Here is an 18,338-nt window from a genome sequence, read left to right on the forward strand (position 1 = left end):
ATCACCACGTCGTGGGGTAGCTCACGGCGGGGACCGTCGACGGCTCCACCCGGTTGGTCTTCAGCACCTGGGTCATGACCTGCTGGAAGACCGGGGCGGTCGCCTGGGACGTGTTCATCTTAACCGGATCGGCGATGGTGACCGTCACGACGTACTTCGGGTCCTCCGCGGGAGCGAGCCCCGCGAGGGAGACCGTGTAGCTCGAGGAGTAGCCGCCGTCGCCGTCCGGCTGCTGCGCGGTTCCGGTCTTCGTCGCGATGTTGTAGCCGTCGACGTGGATGTAGTCGGCGAGCCAGCCGTCGGTGTAATGGGTCTGCAGCATGTCGACGACGTCGTGCGCGGCTCCGGCCGAGACGACCTGCGTGCCCGTCGCGTCCGGGACGTCGACGACGGTCCCGTCGGCCGTGGTGCAGCCGGCCACCAGCTGCGCCGGGAGGCGCACTCCGTCGTTCCCGAGGGTCTGGTAGATGCCCGCGACCTGGATCGCCGTGGCGGAGACGCCCTGGCCGAACATGGTCGTGTAGTTGGTCTGGCCGTCCCAGTCCTGGTAGTCGCTGAGCAGGCCGCCGGACTCCGCGGGGAACCCGACCGCGGTCGGAGCGTCGAGCCCGAACTTCAGCATGTAGTCGTAGCGCTGCTGCGCCGACAGCTTCGAGCCGATCGTGGCGATGCCCACGTTCGACGAGTCCTTGAGGATCCCCGTCAGCGTGTAGTTCGTCGGCGTGTGCGCGAAGTCGTCGCTGAACGAGACGCCGTTCTTCTCGAAGGTGTCGGGCGTCACCACGTGGGTCGTCGGAGTCGCGAGACCCTGGTCGATCAGCATCGCGGCCGTCATGGGCTTGAACGTCGATCCGGGCTCGAACGGGCTCTGGAACGCGCGGGATCCGCGATCGGCCGCGGCGCTGGCCGTGACGTCGTTGGGGTCGACGGTCGGCGTCTCGGCGACGGTGAGCAGCTTGCCGGTCTCGACCTCCTGCACGACGACGATGCCGTAGCTGCCGCCGACCTCGGCGACCCGCTGCGACAGCACCTGCTGCGCGTAGTACTGAAGATCGGAGTCGATGGTCAGCTGCACCTGCCCGCCGTCGACGGCGGGCGTCTCGGCGACGGTGCTGCCCGGGATCCGGACGTAGTCGGCGCTGCGCTCGAAGCTCTCGGAGCCGTTCCTGCCGGCGAGGCAGGAGTTCTCGGTGTACTCCACGCCCTCCTGAGCCGCGCCGTCGGCGCCGACGTAGCCGATCAGGTTGCCGGCCACCGCGCCGTTGGGGTACGTCCGCCCCTGCTGCGTCTCGAAGTAGAGCCACGGGATGTCGAGCGCGACCAGCTTCTGGAACGCCTCGAGATCCAGGCCCTCGGCGAGGACGAGGTAGTTGGCCTTCGCGTTCTCGGCCAGCTCGGCGTCGACGAGGCCCGTCACCTGCTCCACGCTCTGGCCGGTGATCGCGCCGATCTCGGCGGCGGCCTGCTCGACGCTGACCACGACCTCCCGACCGTCCGGCATCTCGCGGGGGAACTCGGCGACGTTGCGCGGCGACGTGGTCAGCCGGTAGCGGGTCGTCGTGTCCGCGAGGACCGCGCCCGCACGATCGACGATCGCGCCGCGGGTGCCGTAGGTGACGCTGCTGCTCGACTGGCTCTCGGCGGCTGCGTCGGTCAGCTCGTTCGCGCGGACGATCTGGATGTCGACGAGCTTGCCGATGAACAGGCCCACGACCGCGGCGATCACGAGGAACGTGACGGCGGTGCGGCGTCGGCTGGAGCGGTTCTGTCTCACTGCGGCGGTGTCCTTCTGCGTCCGGGCGGGGTGGAGCCGTTCGTCGTGTGCTGGTCGGAGCGGCCGGGAGGCCTGGCCGGTCAGTGCGTGATCGGGGCGGGCAGCTCGCCCTGCAACGGTACGGCCGAGGCCGCTCCGGCGGCGGACGACGCGCTCGCGGCGGCCGGAGCGGCCTCCGCGCCGGCCGGGAGGATCAGGGCGTTCGGCACGAGCGCGGCGGCGCCAGCGGTGCCGACCTCGCTGGCGGAGGCGGAGGCGGGGTCTCCCAGCACGGCGCCGTCCGACAGGCGGAGGTAGACGGGAGCGGTGTTCGCGACCATGCCGAGACCCTGCGCGGCGGTGGCGAGGTTCTGCGGCGAGCTCAGCGTGTCGACCGCGTCCTGCTTCTCGGCGTTGCTGCGGGTGAGCGTCTTCTGCTCGGTCTGCAGCGCCGCGATCTGGTACGCGCCCTGCGACAGTCCCACGCTCACGAGGAGCTGCACCACGATGATCGCGAACAGGCCCGCCACGGCGACGATCCCGTAGACGAGCTTGGGGCGCGGTGCGCTCGCTGCGGCCGGGACCGCCTCGATGCGGGGCCTCTCGGACGGCTCACCCGGACGGGCCGGGCGGGTGTGCTCGATGACGGCGGGGTCGATGACGGCGGTGGCGCTCACGCGGTCCTCCTGATCCTCTCGGCCGCGCGCAGACGCACGGGTGTTGCTCGGGGGTTTCGGGCCTTCTCCTCGTCGGACGCCAGTTCGGCGCCGCGGAGGACGAGTCGGAACTCGGGTCGGTGCTCGGGCAGCTCCATCGGCAGCCCCGCGGGGGCCGTCGAGGACGATGCGGCCTGGAGTGCGCGCTTGACGATGCGGTCCTCGAGCGACTGGTAGGCCTCGACGACGATCCGGCCGCCGACGGCGACGCGGTCGAGTGCGGCGGGGATCGCGCGCTCGAGGACCGACAGCTCCTGGTTGACCTCGATGCGCAGCGCCTGGAACACGCGCTTGGCGGGGTGGCCGTTGCGCTGGATCGCGACCGGCGTCGCGGCCTGGATGATCTCGACCAGTCGGCCGGAGCGCACGATCGGCGCCTCCCGCCGTGCCTCGACGATGCGCTTGGCGTAACGCTGGGCGAGGCGCTCCTCGCCGTACTCGTGGAAGATGCGGCGGAGCGCGCCCTCGTCGTACTCGGCCAGGATCGTCTCGGCCGTGAGCGGCGCCGTGGCGTCCATCCGCATATCCAGCGGCGCGTCCTTGGAGTAGGAGAAGCCCCGCTCGGTCTCGTCGAGCTGCAGCGAGGAGACGCCGAGGTCGAAGAGCGCCCCGTCGATCTCGTCGATCCCCAGCTCGTCGAGCACGTCGGGCAGCTCGTCGTAGACGGCGTGCACGAGGTCGATCCGCGAGGAGTGCGCGGAGAGCCGCTCCCCCGCCAGCGCCAGCGCCTCGGGGTCGCGGTCGAGACCGACGAGGTGCAGGCCGGGGAAGCGCTCGAGCATCGCGAGCGAGTGCCCGCCCATGCCCAGGGTCGCGTCCACCAGCACCGCGCCGTCGCGCTCGATCGCCGGAGCGAGGAGCTCGACGCAGCGCTCGAGGAGCACGGGGAGGTGGCGCTCCTCGGTCGGGCGCACCTGCTTCTTCTCGGTGTCGTCTGCCATGGCGGTCCCGCCGTCCTGTTCCTGCTGCCCGATCCCCATCCATCTCACGACCGGACACCGGGGAAGGTGCGTCCGGGCGCCGAGTGGCTGGGAGTCGCGCGGCAGGAGCTAGAACAGTCCGGGGATCACCTCCTCCTGGGTGTCGGAGAAGACGGACTCCTGCTCGGTCAGGTACGCGTCCCAGGCGTCCTGCGCCCAGATCTCGGCCCGGTTCCCCGCGCCGATGACGGTGAGGTCGCGGTCGAGACCCGCATAGGCGCGCAGCGGAGCCGGCAGCGTGACCCGGTTCTGCTTGTCGGGCGTCTCGGCGCTCGCGCCCGAGAGGAACACGCGGAGGAAGTCGCGGGCCTGCTTGCTGGTGACCGGCGCCTGGCGGATCTTCTCGTGCATCGTCTCGAACTCGCTCTGGCTGAAGACGTAGAGGCACCGCTCCTGACCGCGCGTGACGACGACTCCGGAGGAGAGCTCGTCGCGGAACTTGGCGGGGAGGATCACGCGGCCCTTCTCGTCGAGCTTGGGGGAATAGGTGCCGAGGAACACGGACGTCCCCCCACTTCTTCCGGCCCGGATGGTGTGTCCTCCACAGTACTCCACTTCCCCCCACCCACAACCCCGCGGCGCGCGGCGACGCTTCGGTTTCTGCCCGGTCATCCGCGGGATCGCGCGGCGGATCACAGGTGGAGCGGAGTGGAGGGACTCAGCGCTCAGAGGGAGGATCCGGGCATGAAAAAAGGGCCGATCCGTGAGGATCGACCCTGTGGGTGGTGCGGAGTGGGGTGTCAGCCGCGACCGTCGCCCCGGTTGTCCCATCGATCGTTCAGACGATCCATGAAGGTGGAGTTCGGACGCGCTCCCGTGGAGCGGGGCTTCGCGGGACGGGCCGCGCCGGGCAGTCCGGGCTCCTCCACTCCCCCGGCGGCCGGGCGCATGGCCACCACGACTCCGGCGAGCATGACGGCGAAGCCGCCGACGCCGACGAGCGGGACCTGGACGATGACGCCGGTCACGAGGATCGCGAGACCGAGGAGCGAGAGGAGGATGCCGAGCACGAGGGCCCGGTAGTTGGTGCCGCCGCGCCCCTTGCTGACCGCCGCCACGAAATCGGCGTCGTTCTGATAGAGGTTGCGCTCCATCTCGTCGAGGAGCCGTTGCTCGTGCTCGGAAAGCGGCATCTTGACCCCTTCAAGGGTGCGGCGCCGATCCTCTCGGGAACGACACCAGGTTGGCGACACGGTGTGGTCGACGGGGCGGGTGGCGCTTCAGTGTAGACCGAGCCCGGCACAGGCGCTAGGCGGCGTCGATGCATAGGCTGGTCGGGTGAACAACAGCACTCGTCTGGTCGATCGCGTCCAGTTCCGAATCGATGAATTCCTCACCGGGCGCACGCCAATTCTGCGCTCCATCGGAGAGGACGTCTCCGCCCTCGGCGACCTTTCGCGGGACTTTCTCAGCGGCGGGAAGCGGTTCCGCGCGCGCTTCTGCGAGGCCGGCTGGACGGCCGTCTCGGCGGTCCCCAGCGAGGCCCATCCGAGCGGCTCCGACCCCGTCGCGAGCGTCGGCGCCGGGCTCGAACTGTTCCACGCCGCGGCCCTGGTCCACGACGACGTGATCGACAACTCCGACACCCGCCGGGGCGCCCCCTCGGCGCACCGCCGCTTCACCGGGATGCACTCGGCGGGCGGCTGGGCCGGCTCGGGCGACGAGTTCGGCCGCTCCTCCGCGATCCTGCTCGGGGACCTGCTCCTGGTGTGGTCGGACGAGATCTTCGCCGACGCGGAATGGGCCCTGGAGGACCGGACGAGCGCCTCCCGCGCGCGGACCGAGTTCAACCTGATGCGCACCGAGGTCACGCTGGGCCAGTACCTCGACATCCTCGAGGAGAGCGCCTGGGCCGGGCACGACGAGCAGGAGCACCTCGCCCGGGCCGAGCGCGTCGTCGTCTACAAGAGCGCGAAGTACAGCATCGAGGCGCCGCTCGCGATCGGCGGCTCCCTCGGTGGAGGCGACGACGCCCAGATCGACGCCCTCCGGCGGTTCGGGCTCCCGCTGGGCATCGCGTTCCAGCTGCGCGACGACGTCCTCGGCGTCTTCGGGGATCCGGCCCTCACCGGCAAGCCCGCGGGCGACGACCTGCGCGAGGGGAAGCGCACCGTGCTCCTCGGCCTCGCCCGCGCGGGATCCTCCGCGTCGGCGCGCGACGCGCTCGACGCCGTCGTGGGTCGCAGCGACGCCGGCGCCGAGGACATCGCCCGCGCGCAGACGATCGTCGCCGAGAGCGGGGCCCTGGACCGGCTCGAGGAGCGGATCGGCCGCGACGTGGAGGCGGCGCTGGCGGTGCTACCGGGATCGCCGCTGCGCGAAGAGGGACTCGACGAGCTGCGGGACCTCGCGGCCCGGGTCAGCGTCCGGACGGCCTGAGGCGGGAGGCGCTCACACCGCCGCCGAGCCGATCAGGCCAGAGCCTGAGCCACGCGGCGCACCTCGGCCTTGCGGCCGGCCTGCAGGGCGAGGACCGGGCTCGTGCCCAGGCTCTCCTCGTCGGCGAGCAGCCACTCGACGGCCTCGTCGTCGGAGAACCCGGAGTCGGACAGCAGGATCGCCGTTCCGCGGATCTCGGACATCGGCTCCCCGTCGCGGAGGAACACGGACGGCACGACGAGCTTGCCGTCGCGGCGCGTGGCGAGCAGGTAGCGCTCCTCGAGCATCCGGCGGATGCGGCTGACGCCGAGGCCGGTGCGCTCGACGAGGTCGGGAACGGTCAGCCACTCGATCTCGGAGGCGGTCGAGGACGGGGCGGGGGCGGACGAGTCGGTCACCCCTCAAGAGTGCCACGCCCCGCGCCTCCGAGCACGCCCGTCCGGGTCGCGCGAGGCGCCGCTCCCGCGTTGCACACGGGTTCGCCGAACGGTCTTGCCTAGACTCGTCGCGTGACCACCAGCCAGCTCGACCCCCTCCTCGGCCGTCTCGTCGACGGCCGCTACGAGGTGCGCTCGAGGATCGCCCGCGGAGGCATGGCCACGGTCTACCTCGCGACCGATCAGCGCCTCGAGCGGCGCGTGGCCATCAAGGTGATGCACGGCCACCTCTCCGACGACGCGACCTTCAAGAACCGCTTCGTCCAGGAGGCCCGCTCCGCCGCCCGCCTGGCGCACCCCAACGTCGTGAGCGTCTTCGACCAGGGGCAGGACTCGGACATGGCGTACCTCGTCATGGAGTACCTGCCGGGCATCACCCTCCGGGATCTGCTCAAGGAGCGCGGACGGCTGACCGCCCAGCAGGTCGTCGACATCATGCACTCGGTGCTGTCGGGTCTCGCCGCGGCGCACCGTGCGGGCATCCTGCACCGCGACCTCAAGCCCGAGAACGTGCTGCTGGCCGACGACGGCCGGATCAAGATCGGCGACTTCGGACTCGCCAGGGCCGCGTCGGCGAACACCGCGTCGGGGCAGGCGCTGCTCGGCACGATCGCCTACCTCTCCCCCGAGCTCGTCACCCGCGGCACCGCCGACACCCGCAGCGACATCTACGCCATCGGCATCATGATCTACGAGATGCTCACCGGCGAGCAGCCCTTCACGGGCGAGCAGCCGATGCAGATCGCCTACCAGCACGCCAACGACTCGGTGCCCTACCCGAGTGCGAAGGTCGCCTCCGTCCCGACGTCGCTCGACGAGCTCGTGCTCTGGGCGACGGAGCGCGATCCGGACATGCGTCCGCGCGACGCCGGGGTGATGCTCGCGCAGCTGCTCGAGGCCGAGCGGCTGATGGGCATCACGCCGACGGACCGTCGGGTCGCCGACACCCAGGCCGTCACCCCCCTGCCCGAGTCGGCCCCGCCGCCAGCGACGACCGCGCTCTTCGATGCGGCGACTCCGGGCCAGACGACCGTCCTCGACGGACCCGGGAGCGAGGCCGAGGTCGTCGAGGACGACGACGAGACCGCTGTGGCGCGGCTGGCTGCGAAGCGGAAGGTCCGCCGCCGACGAGGCGTGCTCCTGGTCGTCGCCGTGATCCTCCTCGCCCTCCTCGGCGGCGGCACCGCCTACTGGTTCGGCGAGGGCCCGGGCGCGCTGCGCACGATTCCGAGCGTCGTCGGCCTCCCGCAGGACGACGCCGTCGAGCTGCTCGAGTCCAGCGGACTGCGGGCCGAGCAGGAGCAGGCGCCCGACCTGACCGTTCCTCCGGGCACGGTGATGAGCTCGAACCCGGCGCCGGACCAGGCCATCCACAAGGACTCGGTCGTGACGCTCGTGGTCTCCAGCGGCCCCCGGCAGCTCGAGGTCCCGGCTCTCACCGGTCTCACGGAGGAGGAGGCGACCGCGGCGATCACCGCAGCCCCGTTCGCCCTGGGCGACACGACCCGCGTGTTCGACGGGGACGTCGACGAGGGCCGGGTCATCTCGGCCGCCCTCCCCGACGGCTCGCCGCTCCCGCCCGTCCTCGCCGAGCAGTCGACGATCGCCCTGACCGTCAGCCTCGGGTCGATCCCGAACGTCGTCGGCATGACCGTCGAGGAGGCGACCGCGGCGGCGAAGGACGCCGGACTCGCCCTCGACCGCAACGGCGAGGACTGGAGCGACACCGTGCCCGCCGGCGTCGTCCTCATCCAGGCGAACCCGGAGGCACCGGCCACCACCGGCGGCACGATCTCGGTCGTCGTCTCCAAGGGTCCGGAGCCGGTCGCCGTGCCGAACGTCGTCGGTCTGACCCGCGACGAGGCCAAGGCGGCCCTCGACGCCGTCGACCTGAAGTGGAGCTACTCACTCTCGACCCTCGGCGCGCTCATCGATGCCGCCCCGAACGAGATCACGAGGGTCACCGCGCAGTCGGACCCCGCCGGCGAGGCCGTGCAGCGCGGCACCTCAATCCAGCTGTCGATCACCATCACGACGTAGCCGTCCACGATCGGGGTCCCCTCCCCCGATCGCCGCGGTCGGCTTCCCGGGACGGCCGGGTCTTGCAGAGCGGGTCGCGACCGGCTAGTGCGGATCGCTCGCACGCGATCCACCCGTTCGCCTCGAGGAGGGGGACGATTCGGGTGCCTGGGAGTCGATCGAACTCGAGCCCCTGGTGATCGAGTAGCCCTCGCAGAGGGCGCATCGAGATACACGACTTTCATGAGGGTGGGTCTCCGAGGAGAAGTCCACTCATGTGGTGACGTCGTCGGCGGCAACCGACTTCTCTCTCGACCACTGAGACGCGAAGCGGCTTCGCCGCTCGATACGCCCCTGCGGGGCTGTTCGACCGGCAGGAACGGGCCGCCGCCGCGGCTGATTATGCGGTCCGAGCCGTCGTCGTGCCCGCAACCGAGGTAGGGGCGGCCTGCCGAGTCCCTTCGAGTCGTCCGAGCGGCTCCTGACCTCGGTTGCGCACAGCTCCGCCTGCACAACGAAGGCTGAGCGCGCAGCTTCGAGCGGACACGGCGGAATCGGGTCGTGGAGCCTTGCTTCTGAGGTCGGGGCGGGTCTCTGAGGAGAAGTCAGCTCACCTGCGTGACAACGTGGTCGGCGGCAGCCGACTTCTCCCTCAACCATGGAGCCGCGAAGCGGCTTCACCGCTCGAGACGGCCGCTCCGCAGTTGCTCGACCAGCAGCATCCCTCGCTGATCGAGTAGCCCTCGCAGAGGGCGGATCGAGATCCACGTACTCCAGGAGGGCCGGTTTCGATATGCCGCTGCGCGGCTACTCGACCAGCGGGCTTCTGGTGATCGAGTAGCGCGCGCAGCGGGCGTATCGGGATCCACGGCCTCCAGCCGGAGGACCGCCTCGCCGAGACGGGGCTCAGACGGCGGAGCCGCGGAGCTCCTCCGCTACGAGGAAGGCGAGCTCGAGGGACTGCATGTGGTTGAGGCGGGGATCGCAGACCGACTCGTAGCGGGTCGCGAGGGTGGCCTCGTCGATCTGCTCCGAGCCGCCGAGGCACTCGGTGACGTCGTCGCCGGTGAGCTCCACATGGATGCCGCCCGGGTGGGTGCCCGCGGCGCGGTGCGCCTCGAAGAAGCCCTTGACCTCGTCGACCACGTCGTCGAAGCGACGGGTCTTGTAGCCGGTGGGCGTCGTCAGACCATTGCCGTGCATCGGGTCGGTGACCCAGAGCGGCAGGGCGTCGCTCGACTTGACGGCCTCCAGCAGCGGCGGCAGGGCGTCGCGGATCTTGCCCGCTCCCATCCGCGTGATGAAGGTGAGGCGACCGGGCTCGCGATCCGGGTCGAGCTTGTCGATCAGCTCGAGCATCGTCTCGGGGCTCGTCGAGGGGCCGAGCTTCACGCCGATCGGGTTGCGCACGCGCGACAGGAAGTCGACGTGGGCGCCGTCGAGCTCGCGGGTGCGCTCGCCGATCCAGATGAAGTGGCTGGACGTGTTGTACGGGGTGCCGGTGCGCGAGTCGATCCGGGTCATCGGGCGCTCGTAGTCCATCAGCAGGCCCTCGTGGCCCGTGTAGAACTCGGTGCGCTTCATCCCCTCGAAGTCGGCTCCGCACGCGACCATGAACTTCACTGCGCGATCGATCTCGCGGGCGAGCTGCTCGTAGCGCTGGTTCTGCGGGTTCTCGGTGAACCCCTTGTTCCAGTAGTGCACGAGCCGCAGATCGGCGAAGCCGCCCTGCGTGAAGGCCCGGATGAGGTTCAGGGTCGACGCGGCCGTGTGGTACCCCTGCACGATCCTGCGCGGGTCGGCTGTGCGCGACTCCGGAGTGAAGTCGTAGCCGTTCACGATGTCGCCGCGGTAGGCGGGCAGCGTGACGTCGCCGCGGGTCTCGAGATCGCTCGAGCGGGGCTTGGCGAACTGGCCGGCCATGCGGCCCATCTTGATCACCGGCATGCTCGCGCCGTAGGTCAGCACGACCGCCATCTGCAGCACCGTCTTGACGCGGTTGCGGATCTGGTCGGCCGTGGCACCGGCGAAGGTCTCGGCGCAGTCGCCGCCCTGGAGCAGGAACGCCTCGCCTCGCGCCGCGGCACCGAGGCGCTCGCGGAGCTGGTCGACCTCGCCCGCGAAGACCAGCGGAGGCAGCGCGGCGACCTCGGCGGACGCGGCGCGGACCGCCTCGGCGTCCGGCCACTGCGGCTGCTGCTTGATCTCGAGCTCGCGCCAATAGTCCAGGCCGGCGACCACGGAGGGGGCGGCGAGGACGTACGGTTCGTTCGGATCGATGACCACGGGGGTTCCTGGTTCTGACGGGCGCCGGGAGGCGCGCGAGCGGGTGCCGCCCGGTCGGACGGCAGCGGTTGACGAGCTTATCGCCTCGCGGGACGCCTCCGAGGAGGAGGCACCCGCGCACAGCCGGCGGTCAGCGGACGAGCGCGGCGCGCTTCTCCTTGACCGACGTCGCGTAGACGTCGAGGTACTCCTGGCCGCTCAGGGCGAGGAGCTCGTACATGATCTCGTCGGTGATCGAGCGGAGGATGAAGCGGTCGCCCTCCATGCCCTCGAAGCGGCTGAAGTCGAGCGGCTCGCCGAAGACGATGCCGATCCGGCCGAGCTTGGGCAGGCGGCTGCCGATCGGCATGATCCGCGCCGTGTCGACCATCGCGACGGGCACGACGGGCACGCGCGCCTCGAGGACCATCCGCGCGACACCGGTGCGTCCGCGGTACATCCGGCCGTCGGGGCTGCGGGTGCCCTCCGGATAGATGCCGAGCGCCTCCCCGCGCGCGAGGACCCGGAGCCCGGTGTTGAGGGACGCCTCGGAGGCCTTCCCGCCGGAGCGGTCGATGGGCAGCATCCCCGTGGCGGTGAAGAACAGGCGCGTCGCCCAGCCCTTCAGGCCCTTGCCGGTGAAGTAGTCGCTCTTGGCGAGGAAGACCATGTTGCGGTCGATCACGAGCGGCAGGAACACCGAGTCGATGAACGACAGGTGGTTGCTCGCGAGGATCACTCCGCCGGTCTGCGGCACCCGGTCGGCGTTCACGACCCACGGGCGGAAGATCGTCTTCAGGAGCGGTCCCGCCACGATGTGCTTCATGAACCAGTAGAACATCGTGCGGCTCCTCAGCGAGTGCAGGGTCGGGGGTGGGGCGGGCGGAGCGGGGTCAGAGCGAGTTCGCGTGGAGGCGGGCGAGATCCGCCGCGCCGACGACTCCGGCGTCGTTGACGAGCTCCGCGATGCGGAACTCCGGCTCCGGGTGGTATCCGCGCGCCGGCAGGTTGTCGAGGTAGGCCTGACGGATCGGGTCCAGCAGCAGGTCGCCGGCCTGCGCCACTCCCCCGCCGATCACGAAGAGCTGAGGGTCGAGGACCGCGCTCAGGCTGGCCGCGGCCTCGCCCAGCCAGTGGCCGAGCTGGCGCAGCGCTGCGAGGGCGCCGAGATCCCCCGCGACGATGAGGTCGGAGATGATGTGGCCGTTGAGCTCGCCGCCGTTCCGGCTGCGGGCGTCGGCGATGCCCTGGCCGATGCCGCCGGCGTCGGCCAGCTCGCCCGCGAAGCGCTGCAGGGCGCGACCGGAGCCGTACTGCTCGATGCAGCCGCGGGCGCCGCAGCCGCACGGCAGCCCGCCGGGGACGACGCGCATGTGCCCGACCTCCGCGGCCGCGCCGAAGCCGCCGCGCAGCAGGCGGTCGTTGATGACGATCGCACCGCCGACGCCCGTGCCGATGGTGAGCATGACCATGTCGCTGACCAGGCGGCCGGAGCCGTAGCGGAACTCGGCCCAGCCGGCGGCGTTCGCGTCGTTCTCGATGATGATCGGCAGGTCGATCCGCGCCGAGAGCTTCTCGCGGAAGGGCTCGTTGCGCCAGTTGATGTTGGGGGCGTAGTAGACGATCGACTGCGAGGCGTCGATGAACCCGGCGGCGGCCACTCCGACCGCGGCGACGTCGCCGGGCTCGAGGCCCTCGCGCAGACGCTGGACCATCTCGACGACGACATCGACGATCAACTCGGGGTGCCCGGCGGGAGTCGGCTGGCGGTCCTCGCGGAGGATCGCGCCGAACTCGTCGACCAGCGCCCCTGCGATCTTCGTGCCGCCGATGTCGATCCCGATCGCGTGCACGCGAACCGCCTTCCCTCCGCCGTCGGCGCATCCGCGCCGGTGGAGCCGCCTTCTCCGGCGACTGGATCGAGTGTAGTGACCGCGGACAGCGCGCAGGCTCAGGCGGGCCGGGCGCCGGAGGAGACGGCATCGCGACCATCGGCCGGATCGTTACCCTGAACGGATCCACAGTTTCGATCCCGCCGATAGAGTGGGCTCGACGTTCGTTCAGGTGCCGAAGGAGTTGCCGTGGAACAGTTCGATTCACCCGCCGTGGTGGCCGCAGATCCCCAGGCGAACGCCGCCGATCTGCTGCTCGACCGGGTCCGCGAGACCCCCGACCGCGTGCTGTTCGCCCTGCCCGAGGGCGGAGGCTGGCGCGACGTCACCGCGCAGGAGTTCCTCGACCAGGTGACGGCTCTCGCGAAGGGCCTCGTCGCCGCCGGCATCGAGCCCGGCGAGAAGATCGGACTGATCTGCAAGACGCGCTACGAGTGGACGCTGATCGACTTCGCCGTCTGGTTCGCCGGCGCGATCCTCGTCCCGGTCTACGAGACCTCGTCGCCCGCCCAGGTGCAGTGGAACCTGATCGACTCCGGTGCCCACGCCGTGATCGTCGAGACGGCGGACCACTTCGCGCGGCTCGACGAGATCCGCGCCGACGTCCCGGACGTCCGCGTCGCCTGGCAGATCGGGCTCGGCGACCTCGACAAGCTCGCGGCACGCGGAGTCGACGTGCCGGACGCCGAGATCGAGCGCCGCCGCTCGCTCGCCACCGGCTCCGACATCGCCACGATCATCTACACCTCGGGATCGACCGGCCGGCCCAAGGGCTGCATCATCCGGCACTCGAACTTCGTCGAGCTCAGCCGCAACTCGGCCGTCGCGCTCACGGAGCTGATCCATCAGCCGGGCGCCTCGACGCTCCTCTTCATCACCACCGCGCACGTGTTCGCCCGCTTCATCTCGGTGCTCTGCGTGCACGGCGGAGTGAAGGTCGGCCACCAGGCCGATACCAAGCAGCTCCTCCCCTCGCTCGCCTCGTTCAAGCCGACCTTCCTGCTCGCGGTGCCCCGCGTGTTCGAGAAGGTCTACAACTCGGCGGAGCAGAAGGCCGAGGCCGGAGGGAAGGGCACGATCTTCCGCCGCGCCGCGGACGTCGCCGTCGCGTACTCGATCGCCGTCGAGGCCGGGTCGGTGCCCCTGGCGCTCAAGCTGCAGTACCTGCTGTTCGACCGCCTGGTCTACTCGAAGCTGCGGGCGGCGATGGGCGGCAACGTGAAGTACGCCGTGTCGGGCTCGGCGCCGCTCGGCGACCGGCTCGGGCACTTCTTCCACAGCCTCGGGATCAAGATCCTCGAGGGCTACGGCCTGACCGAGACGACCGCCCCCGCGAGCGTGAACCGGACCGAGCTGTTCAAGATCGGCACCGTCGGACCGGCGATGCCGGGGGCGTCCATCCGGATCGCGGCGGACGGCGAGATCCAGGTGCGGGGCATCTGCGTCTTCGGCGGGTACTGGAACAACGAGCAGGCGACGGCGGAGTCGTTCGACGGCGAGTGGTTCCGCACGGGCGACCTCGGCTCGCTCGACGAGGACGGGTACCTGCGCGTCACCGGCCGCAAGAAGGAGATCATCGTCACGGCCGGCGGCAAGAACGTCGCGCCGGCGGCGCTCGAGGACCCGATCCGCGCGAATCCGCTGGTCGGCCAGGTCGTGGTGGTCGGGGACCAGCGGCCGTTCATCGCCGCGCTGGTCACGCTCGACAGCGAGATGCTGCCGACGTGGCTCGGCAACAACGGACAGGATCCGACGCTCTCCCTCGACGACGCGGCGGTCAATCCGGCGGTCCTCGCCGAGATCCAGCGAGCCGTCGACCATGCCAACGGGTCCGTCTCGCGCGCGGAGTCGATCCGCAAGTTCGTGATCCTGCCGACGGAGTTCACGGAGGCGAGCGGACACCTGACGCCCAAGATGAGCATCAAGCGCGCCGTGATCCTCTCGGACTACGCCGACACGATCTCCGCGCTGTACTCCGCCGCCCCGGCCACGGAGGGCATCAGCCTCCGCTGAGCGGCGGTGCCGCCCGGTGCTCGGGCGGCGGCGGTTCTGCGTCTGACGAGCGGTCGGATGCAGAGCCGCAGGTGTGAATGGCGGTCAGCGACGATGGCGGCTGAGCTGCACTTCTGGCCGAGGTTGTGCTCGTCAGAGACCGACCACAGTGACGTGGATCTCGATACGCCCGCTCCGCGGGCTACTCGATCAGCAGCAGAAGCTCGATCCGACCGGCCACCGCGGGCTCCGCCGAAGGTCGAGCCGTATCCGGGAATGCGCGTCCCAGCGCTTTCCCAACGGCGAACGCTGGACGGTCTGCAGAACGCGGCCCTCTGCACCAGCCGACCGCGAGGAGCCGGGCAGGGACCGGCTCCTCAGAAGGTCGAGCCGTATCCGGGAAAGCGCGTGTCAGCGCTTTCCCGTCGGCGAACGCAGGACGCTCTGCGGAACGCGCCCCTCCGCGCGAGCCGACCGCGGGACGCCCGGCAAGGACGGGCGTCCGAATCGACTCAGAACCAGGGGGATTCCCGGACGTCCTTCATGGCGGCGCGGCGGTGCTCCTTGGAGAGGCGGTCGAGGTAGAGGCGGCCGTCGAGGTGGTCGCACTCGTGCTGCAGGGCCTGTGCCATCAGGCCGTCGCCCTCGAGGACGACCTCGTTGCCGTCGAGGTCGGTTCCGCGGACCTTGGCGTGCGGGTAGCGGATCGCCGGGTACCAGAGGTTGGGCACCGAGAGGCAGCCCTCGTCGACCGGCTGGGGCTCGCCGGTCAGCTCGACGATCTCGGGGTTCAGGATGTACCCGATGACGCCGTCCACGTTGTAGCTGAAGGCGCGGAGGTTCACGCCGATCTGCGGCGCGGCGACGCCCGCGCGTCCCGGAGGACGGACGCTGTCGACGAGGTCCTCGACCAGTCCGCGGATCCCGTCGTCGATCGCCTCGATCGGTGCCGACGGGGTCTTCAGGACGGGATCGCCGAAGATCCGGATCTGGCGTTCGGTCATGTGGTGCGCTCCCTCAGGGCCTCCTCCGCTTTCAGGAGGGCGTTCTCGACGACTTCGCTCGCCGCCGGGTGCGGCCAGTACTGGCTGCGGGCGAGTCCGTGGATGCCGCGTCCGACGCTGGCGGCTTGGACGAGCGGCTGAATGAGGATACTCGCCTGCGGGCCCATCAGGTGCGCGCCGAGCAGGGCTCCATCGAGCCCGACGACCAGGATGCAGACGCTGGAGTCGTCCTCGAGTGCCCAGCCGAAGGCGGTGGAGCCGTACTCCTGACTGACCGAGATCGCGGCGACGCCGGCGTCCTCCGCGTCGGCCAGCGTCATGCCGAAGTGGGCGATCTGGGGGTGGGCGAAGATCGCTCCGGGCACGGGCGAGAGCGTGTTCCGCTGAGGGTCGTCCGGGTGCAGGAGGTTGTGGGCGACGATCCGCGCCTCGTGGTTCGCGACGTGCTTGAGCTGCCACTCCGACGAGACGTCTCCGAGCGCGTAGAGACCGGGGACGGGCGCACCGCCCGAGAGGACCCGCTGCTCGAGGTCGACCGCGACCCGTCCGTCCGGATGCAGATCGATCCCTACGGAGGCGGCGGCGAGGGTGTCGCTGTTGGGGTCGCGTCCGAGGGCGACGAGCAGGACGTCCGTCTCGACGCTCGACCCGTCGCTGAACGTGACGACGAGCCCGCCGTCGCCCGCATCGACCTGCTCGGCGGTGACGCCGGTGCGGACGTCCCAGCGCTCGCGGGCGATCGTGGTGAACCGCCGCGCGATGTCCTCGTCGAGCGAGCGGAGGAGGAGGTCGCTCCGGACGGCGACGGTGACCGCGGTGCCGAAGGCGGAGAAGACGTGGGCGAACTCGACGGCGACGGCTCCGCCTCCCAGGATCACCATCCGCTCGGGGAGCTCGTCGAGGCGCATGATCGAGGACGAGTCGTGGATGCGCGCATCGGGCGCGTACGCCGCCAGCAGAGGGCGGGGCCGGGAGCCGGCGGCGATGACGACGCGGGGCGCGCTGATCCGGGTGCCGCTCGCGCTCACCAGCACGTGCGGACGGGAACCGTCGCCGAGCGACTCGAAGCCGAAGCTCTCGCGCAGCACGGTGACGTTCGGGGATCGCTCGTCCCGGTACTCGAGTCCAGCCCGGCTGATCGTGTCGGTCCGGCCGAAGACGCGATCGCGGACGGCCGCCCACTCGGGCCGCGCGACGGCTCCTCGCACACCGATCGGCGCTCCCTGGTCGACGTCGGTGACGACGTCGGCCACGTGCACGAACATCTTGGTCGGGATGCAGCCCGCGTTGAGGCAGGTGCCGCCGAACCACTCCCCGTCGTCGAGGAGCGCCACGCGGGAGTCGTCGTACTCGGGACCGACGATCGAGTTGCCGGAGCCGGCCCCGATGACGATCAGATCGAACTGCTCGGCGGCGTCGACCGCCGCCTCAGGCACGCCGGACCGGCATGCCCTCGACGACGAGCGCGGCCAGCAGCCGCGCCGCGTCCTTCGTGGCCGGACGCAGGTGCTCCCACTTCACGACCGAGCCGGCGGCCAGCACCGGGTCGTACGGGATGCGGACGATGTCGCGCACCCGCGAGCGGAAGTGCGACTCGATCTCCTCGAGCTTCACGAGGCTCGTCCCCTGCGTGGCGGTGTTCAGCGCGACGACGGCGTTCTTCACGAGAGCGCCGTGCCCGTTCGCATCGAGCCAGGTGAGGGTCTCGGAGGCGAGGCGCGCCTCGTCGATGCTCCCGCCCGACACGATGACGACCGTGTCGGCGCGCTGCAGCGTCGGACGCATCACGGAGTGCACGATGCCGGTGCCGCAGTCGGTGAGCATGATCGAGTAGAACCGCTCCACGAGGTCCGCGACCACGTTGTAGTCGTCCTCGTCGAACGCCTCGGACAGCATCGGGTCGGTGTCGGAGGCGAGGACGTCCAGTCGGGTCTCGTCGCGCGACACCATCGTCGAGAAGTCGGTGAAGCCGGTGACCCCGGACGCCCGGTTGACGACGTCGCGGACGGTGGCGCGGGTCTGCTTCGGCACCCGCTCGGCGAGAGTGCCCCGGTCGGGATTGGCGTCGACCGCGATGATGCGGTCCTCGCGGGCGTCGGCCAGCGCCATGCCGAGCAGGGTCGTGACGGTCGTCTTGCCGACGCCGCCCTTGCGGGTCATCACCGGCACGAAGCGGGTGCCGCCCTCGAACTGACGGCTGATCCGCTCCCCCATCGCCTTCCAGGCCTGCTCCTTCGCGGAGTCGCCGAGGTTCACGGTGTGGAACGTCACGGTGTAGACGAAGCGGTTCCAGCCGGAGGTCGGCGCGGGGCGCGTGCGGCGGTTCACCTCGAGGAGGCGATCGGCCGTCAGCATCGACGACGATTCGGGGCCGGAGGCGGAACCGGAGGAGAATCCCGGACCGGACGACGCCTCGGACTCGGCCCGCAGACGGTCGCGCCGCGTGGCGCTGCGGGTCTGCTCGGCCGCGGCGGCCTCGGCGGACTCCGCGGCGGGAGTCTCTCCCCGGCCGCGCGGACGCTCGCCCGGCTCCTCGGGCAGCACGGAGACCTCGTCGCGCGAGGCGGACCCGGCGGACACGGGTCCGGCGCCCGAGGCGGGGTCCGGCTCCGGAGGCGCGACGTGCGAGGAGCGGGACGGACGGGCCGAGGGGATGCCGAGCGTGCCGACGTCGACGGAGTCGTCCTCGACGGGCGCCGGCGCGGTGGACCGCCGCCGCAGCGGCGGGTCGACCCGCACGCCCTCGGGGATCCGGGTCGGAGCGGTGTCGCTCTCGCGGGGCACGTACTGCGTCGAGTCCCTCACCGCGTCGAGCGCGGTGCGGGGCACGGGGCCGGTGTCGGGCTGTTCGTCGTTGCGCTCATCCATGCGAACGAGCCTCCTTCCGCTTGCCGTCAGTGT

At 70.9% G+C, this 18,338-nt stretch carries 15 protein-coding genes; 3 read left to right on the plus strand and 12 right to left on the minus strand.

Annotated features, from left to right (window positions below):
• Window position 1: 1 nt before the first annotated feature.
• The 5 genes from ASF46_RS09665 to ASF46_RS09685 form a co-directional block, all read right to left on the minus strand.
• Window positions 2–1,774 carry a peptidoglycan D,D-transpeptidase FtsI family protein gene (locus ASF46_RS09665; RefSeq protein ID WP_235576893.1) on the minus strand — a complete coding sequence of 591 codons (1,773 nt, stop codon included), beginning with the start codon at window positions 1,772–1,774 and terminating at the stop codon, window positions 2–4.
• Between the two features lie 80 nt (window positions 1,775–1,854).
• Window positions 1,855–2,430: a hypothetical protein gene (locus ASF46_RS09670; protein WP_055794949.1), complete on the minus strand. Its 576-nt coding sequence runs from the start codon at window positions 2,428–2,430 to the stop codon at window positions 1,855–1,857.
• Window positions 2,427–3,410, minus strand: coding sequence for a 16S rRNA (cytosine(1402)-N(4))-methyltransferase RsmH (gene rsmH, locus ASF46_RS09675; protein ID WP_056867278.1), 984 nt, complete (start codon window positions 3,408–3,410; stop codon window positions 2,427–2,429). The genes ASF46_RS09670 and rsmH overlap by 4 nt, the downstream gene beginning before the upstream one ends.
• 108 nt (window positions 3,411–3,518) lie before the next feature.
• Entirely contained in the window at window positions 3,519–3,950 is a 432-nt protein-coding gene (gene mraZ, locus ASF46_RS09680) for a division/cell wall cluster transcriptional repressor MraZ (protein ID WP_055794943.1), read from the minus strand.
• 239 nt (window positions 3,951–4,189) lie between these two features.
• Window positions 4,190–4,582: a DUF3040 domain-containing protein gene (locus tag ASF46_RS09685; protein WP_055794940.1), complete on the minus strand. Its 393-nt coding sequence runs from the start codon at window positions 4,580–4,582 to the stop codon at window positions 4,190–4,192.
• A 145-nt stretch (window positions 4,583–4,727) separates the two neighbouring features.
• Between ASF46_RS09685 and ASF46_RS09690 the strand changes: the two genes are divergently transcribed.
• Entirely contained in the window at window positions 4,728–5,828 is a 1,101-nt protein-coding gene (locus tag ASF46_RS09690; RefSeq protein WP_056867279.1) for a polyprenyl synthetase family protein, read from the plus strand.
• A gap of 32 nt (window positions 5,829–5,860) precedes the next feature.
• On the opposite strand, the gene ASF46_RS09695 is transcribed toward ASF46_RS09690, so the two are convergent.
• A complete protein-coding gene (locus tag ASF46_RS09695; protein ID WP_235576894.1) occupies window positions 5,861–6,226 on the minus strand; it encodes an Rv2175c family DNA-binding protein in 366 nt (121 codons plus the stop codon).
• Between the two features lie 111 nt (window positions 6,227–6,337).
• On the opposite strand from ASF46_RS09695, the gene pknB reads away from it, so the two are divergent.
• The gene (gene pknB / locus ASF46_RS09700; protein ID WP_056867280.1) at window positions 6,338–8,305 is read left to right on the plus strand and encodes a Stk1 family PASTA domain-containing Ser/Thr kinase; all 1,968 of its coding nucleotides are present in this window, start codon (window positions 6,338–6,340) and stop codon (window positions 8,303–8,305) included.
• Window positions 8,306–9,190: 885 nt separating this feature from the next.
• Here pknB and ASF46_RS09705 read toward each other — a convergent pair.
• The 3 genes from ASF46_RS09705 to ASF46_RS09715 all read right to left on the minus strand — a co-directional run bounded on the left by ASF46_RS09705 (window position 9,191) and on the right by ASF46_RS09715 (window position 12,402).
• On the minus strand, window positions 9,191–10,525 hold the full coding sequence (locus ASF46_RS09705; RefSeq protein ID WP_056867542.1) for a class II 3-deoxy-7-phosphoheptulonate synthase: 1,335 nt from the start codon (window positions 10,523–10,525) through the stop codon (window positions 9,191–9,193).
• Between the two features lie 175 nt (window positions 10,526–10,700).
• On the minus strand, window positions 10,701–11,390 hold the full coding sequence (locus ASF46_RS09710; RefSeq protein WP_055794930.1) for a lysophospholipid acyltransferase family protein: 690 nt from the start codon (window positions 11,388–11,390) through the stop codon (window positions 10,701–10,703).
• Window positions 11,391–11,442: 52 nt separating this feature from the next.
• The gene (locus tag ASF46_RS09715; protein WP_056867281.1) at window positions 11,443–12,402 is read right to left on the minus strand and encodes an ROK family glucokinase; all 960 of its coding nucleotides are present in this window, start codon (window positions 12,400–12,402) and stop codon (window positions 11,443–11,445) included.
• Window positions 12,403–12,630: 228 nt separating this feature from the next.
• Between ASF46_RS09715 and ASF46_RS09720 the strand changes: the two genes are divergently transcribed.
• Window positions 12,631–14,454 carry an AMP-dependent synthetase/ligase gene (locus tag ASF46_RS09720; protein ID WP_056867282.1) on the plus strand — a complete coding sequence of 608 codons (1,824 nt, stop codon included), beginning with the start codon at window positions 12,631–12,633 and terminating at the stop codon, window positions 14,452–14,454.
• 491 nt (window positions 14,455–14,945) lie between these two features.
• Here ASF46_RS09720 and def read toward each other — a convergent pair whose 3' ends face one another.
• Genes def through ASF46_RS19130 form a run of 3 tightly spaced genes read right to left on the minus strand, consistent with a single transcriptional unit; the run spans window position 14,946 to window position 18,305 of the window.
• On the minus strand, window positions 14,946–15,437 hold the full coding sequence (def, locus tag ASF46_RS09725) for a peptide deformylase (RefSeq protein ID WP_056867283.1): 492 nt from the start codon (window positions 15,435–15,437) through the stop codon (window positions 14,946–14,948).
• Window positions 15,434–16,873: a mycothione reductase gene (locus ASF46_RS09730; protein ID WP_056867284.1), complete on the minus strand. Its 1,440-nt coding sequence runs from the start codon at window positions 16,871–16,873 to the stop codon at window positions 15,434–15,436. The genes def and ASF46_RS09730 overlap by 4 nt, the downstream gene beginning before the upstream one ends.
• A complete protein-coding gene (locus tag ASF46_RS19130) occupies window positions 16,866–18,305 on the minus strand; it encodes a MinD/ParA family ATP-binding protein (RefSeq protein ID WP_157602321.1) in 1,440 nt (479 codons plus the stop codon). The genes ASF46_RS09730 and ASF46_RS19130 overlap by 8 nt, the downstream gene beginning before the upstream one ends.
• Between the last annotated feature and the right edge of the window lie 33 nt (window positions 18,306–18,338).

This window comes from Rathayibacter sp. Leaf296 (assembly GCF_001423045.1).
Classification (GTDB): Bacteria; Actinomycetota; Actinomycetes; order Actinomycetales; family Microbacteriaceae; genus Rathayibacter; species Rathayibacter caricis.

What these genes read in the sequence shown, in the direction of transcription:
- rsmH (WP_056867278.1), bottom strand. Translation starts at nt 3,410, where the DNA reads ATGGCAGACGACACCGAGAAGAAGCAGGTGCGCCCGACCGAGGAGCGC.
- ASF46_RS09685 (WP_055794940.1), bottom strand. Translation starts at nt 4,582, where the DNA reads ATGCCGCTTTCCGAGCACGAGCAACGGCTCCTCGACGAGATGGAGCGC.
- ASF46_RS09710 (WP_055794930.1), bottom strand. Translation starts at nt 11,390, where the DNA reads ATGTTCTACTGGTTCATGAAGCACATCGTGGCGGGACCGCTCCTGAAG.
- def (WP_056867283.1), bottom strand. Translation starts at nt 15,437, where the DNA reads ATGACCGAACGCCAGATCCGGATCTTCGGCGATCCCGTCCTGAAGACC.
- ASF46_RS19130 (WP_157602321.1), bottom strand. Translation starts at nt 18,305, where the DNA reads ATGGATGAGCGCAACGACGAACAGCCCGACACCGGCCCCGTGCCCCGC.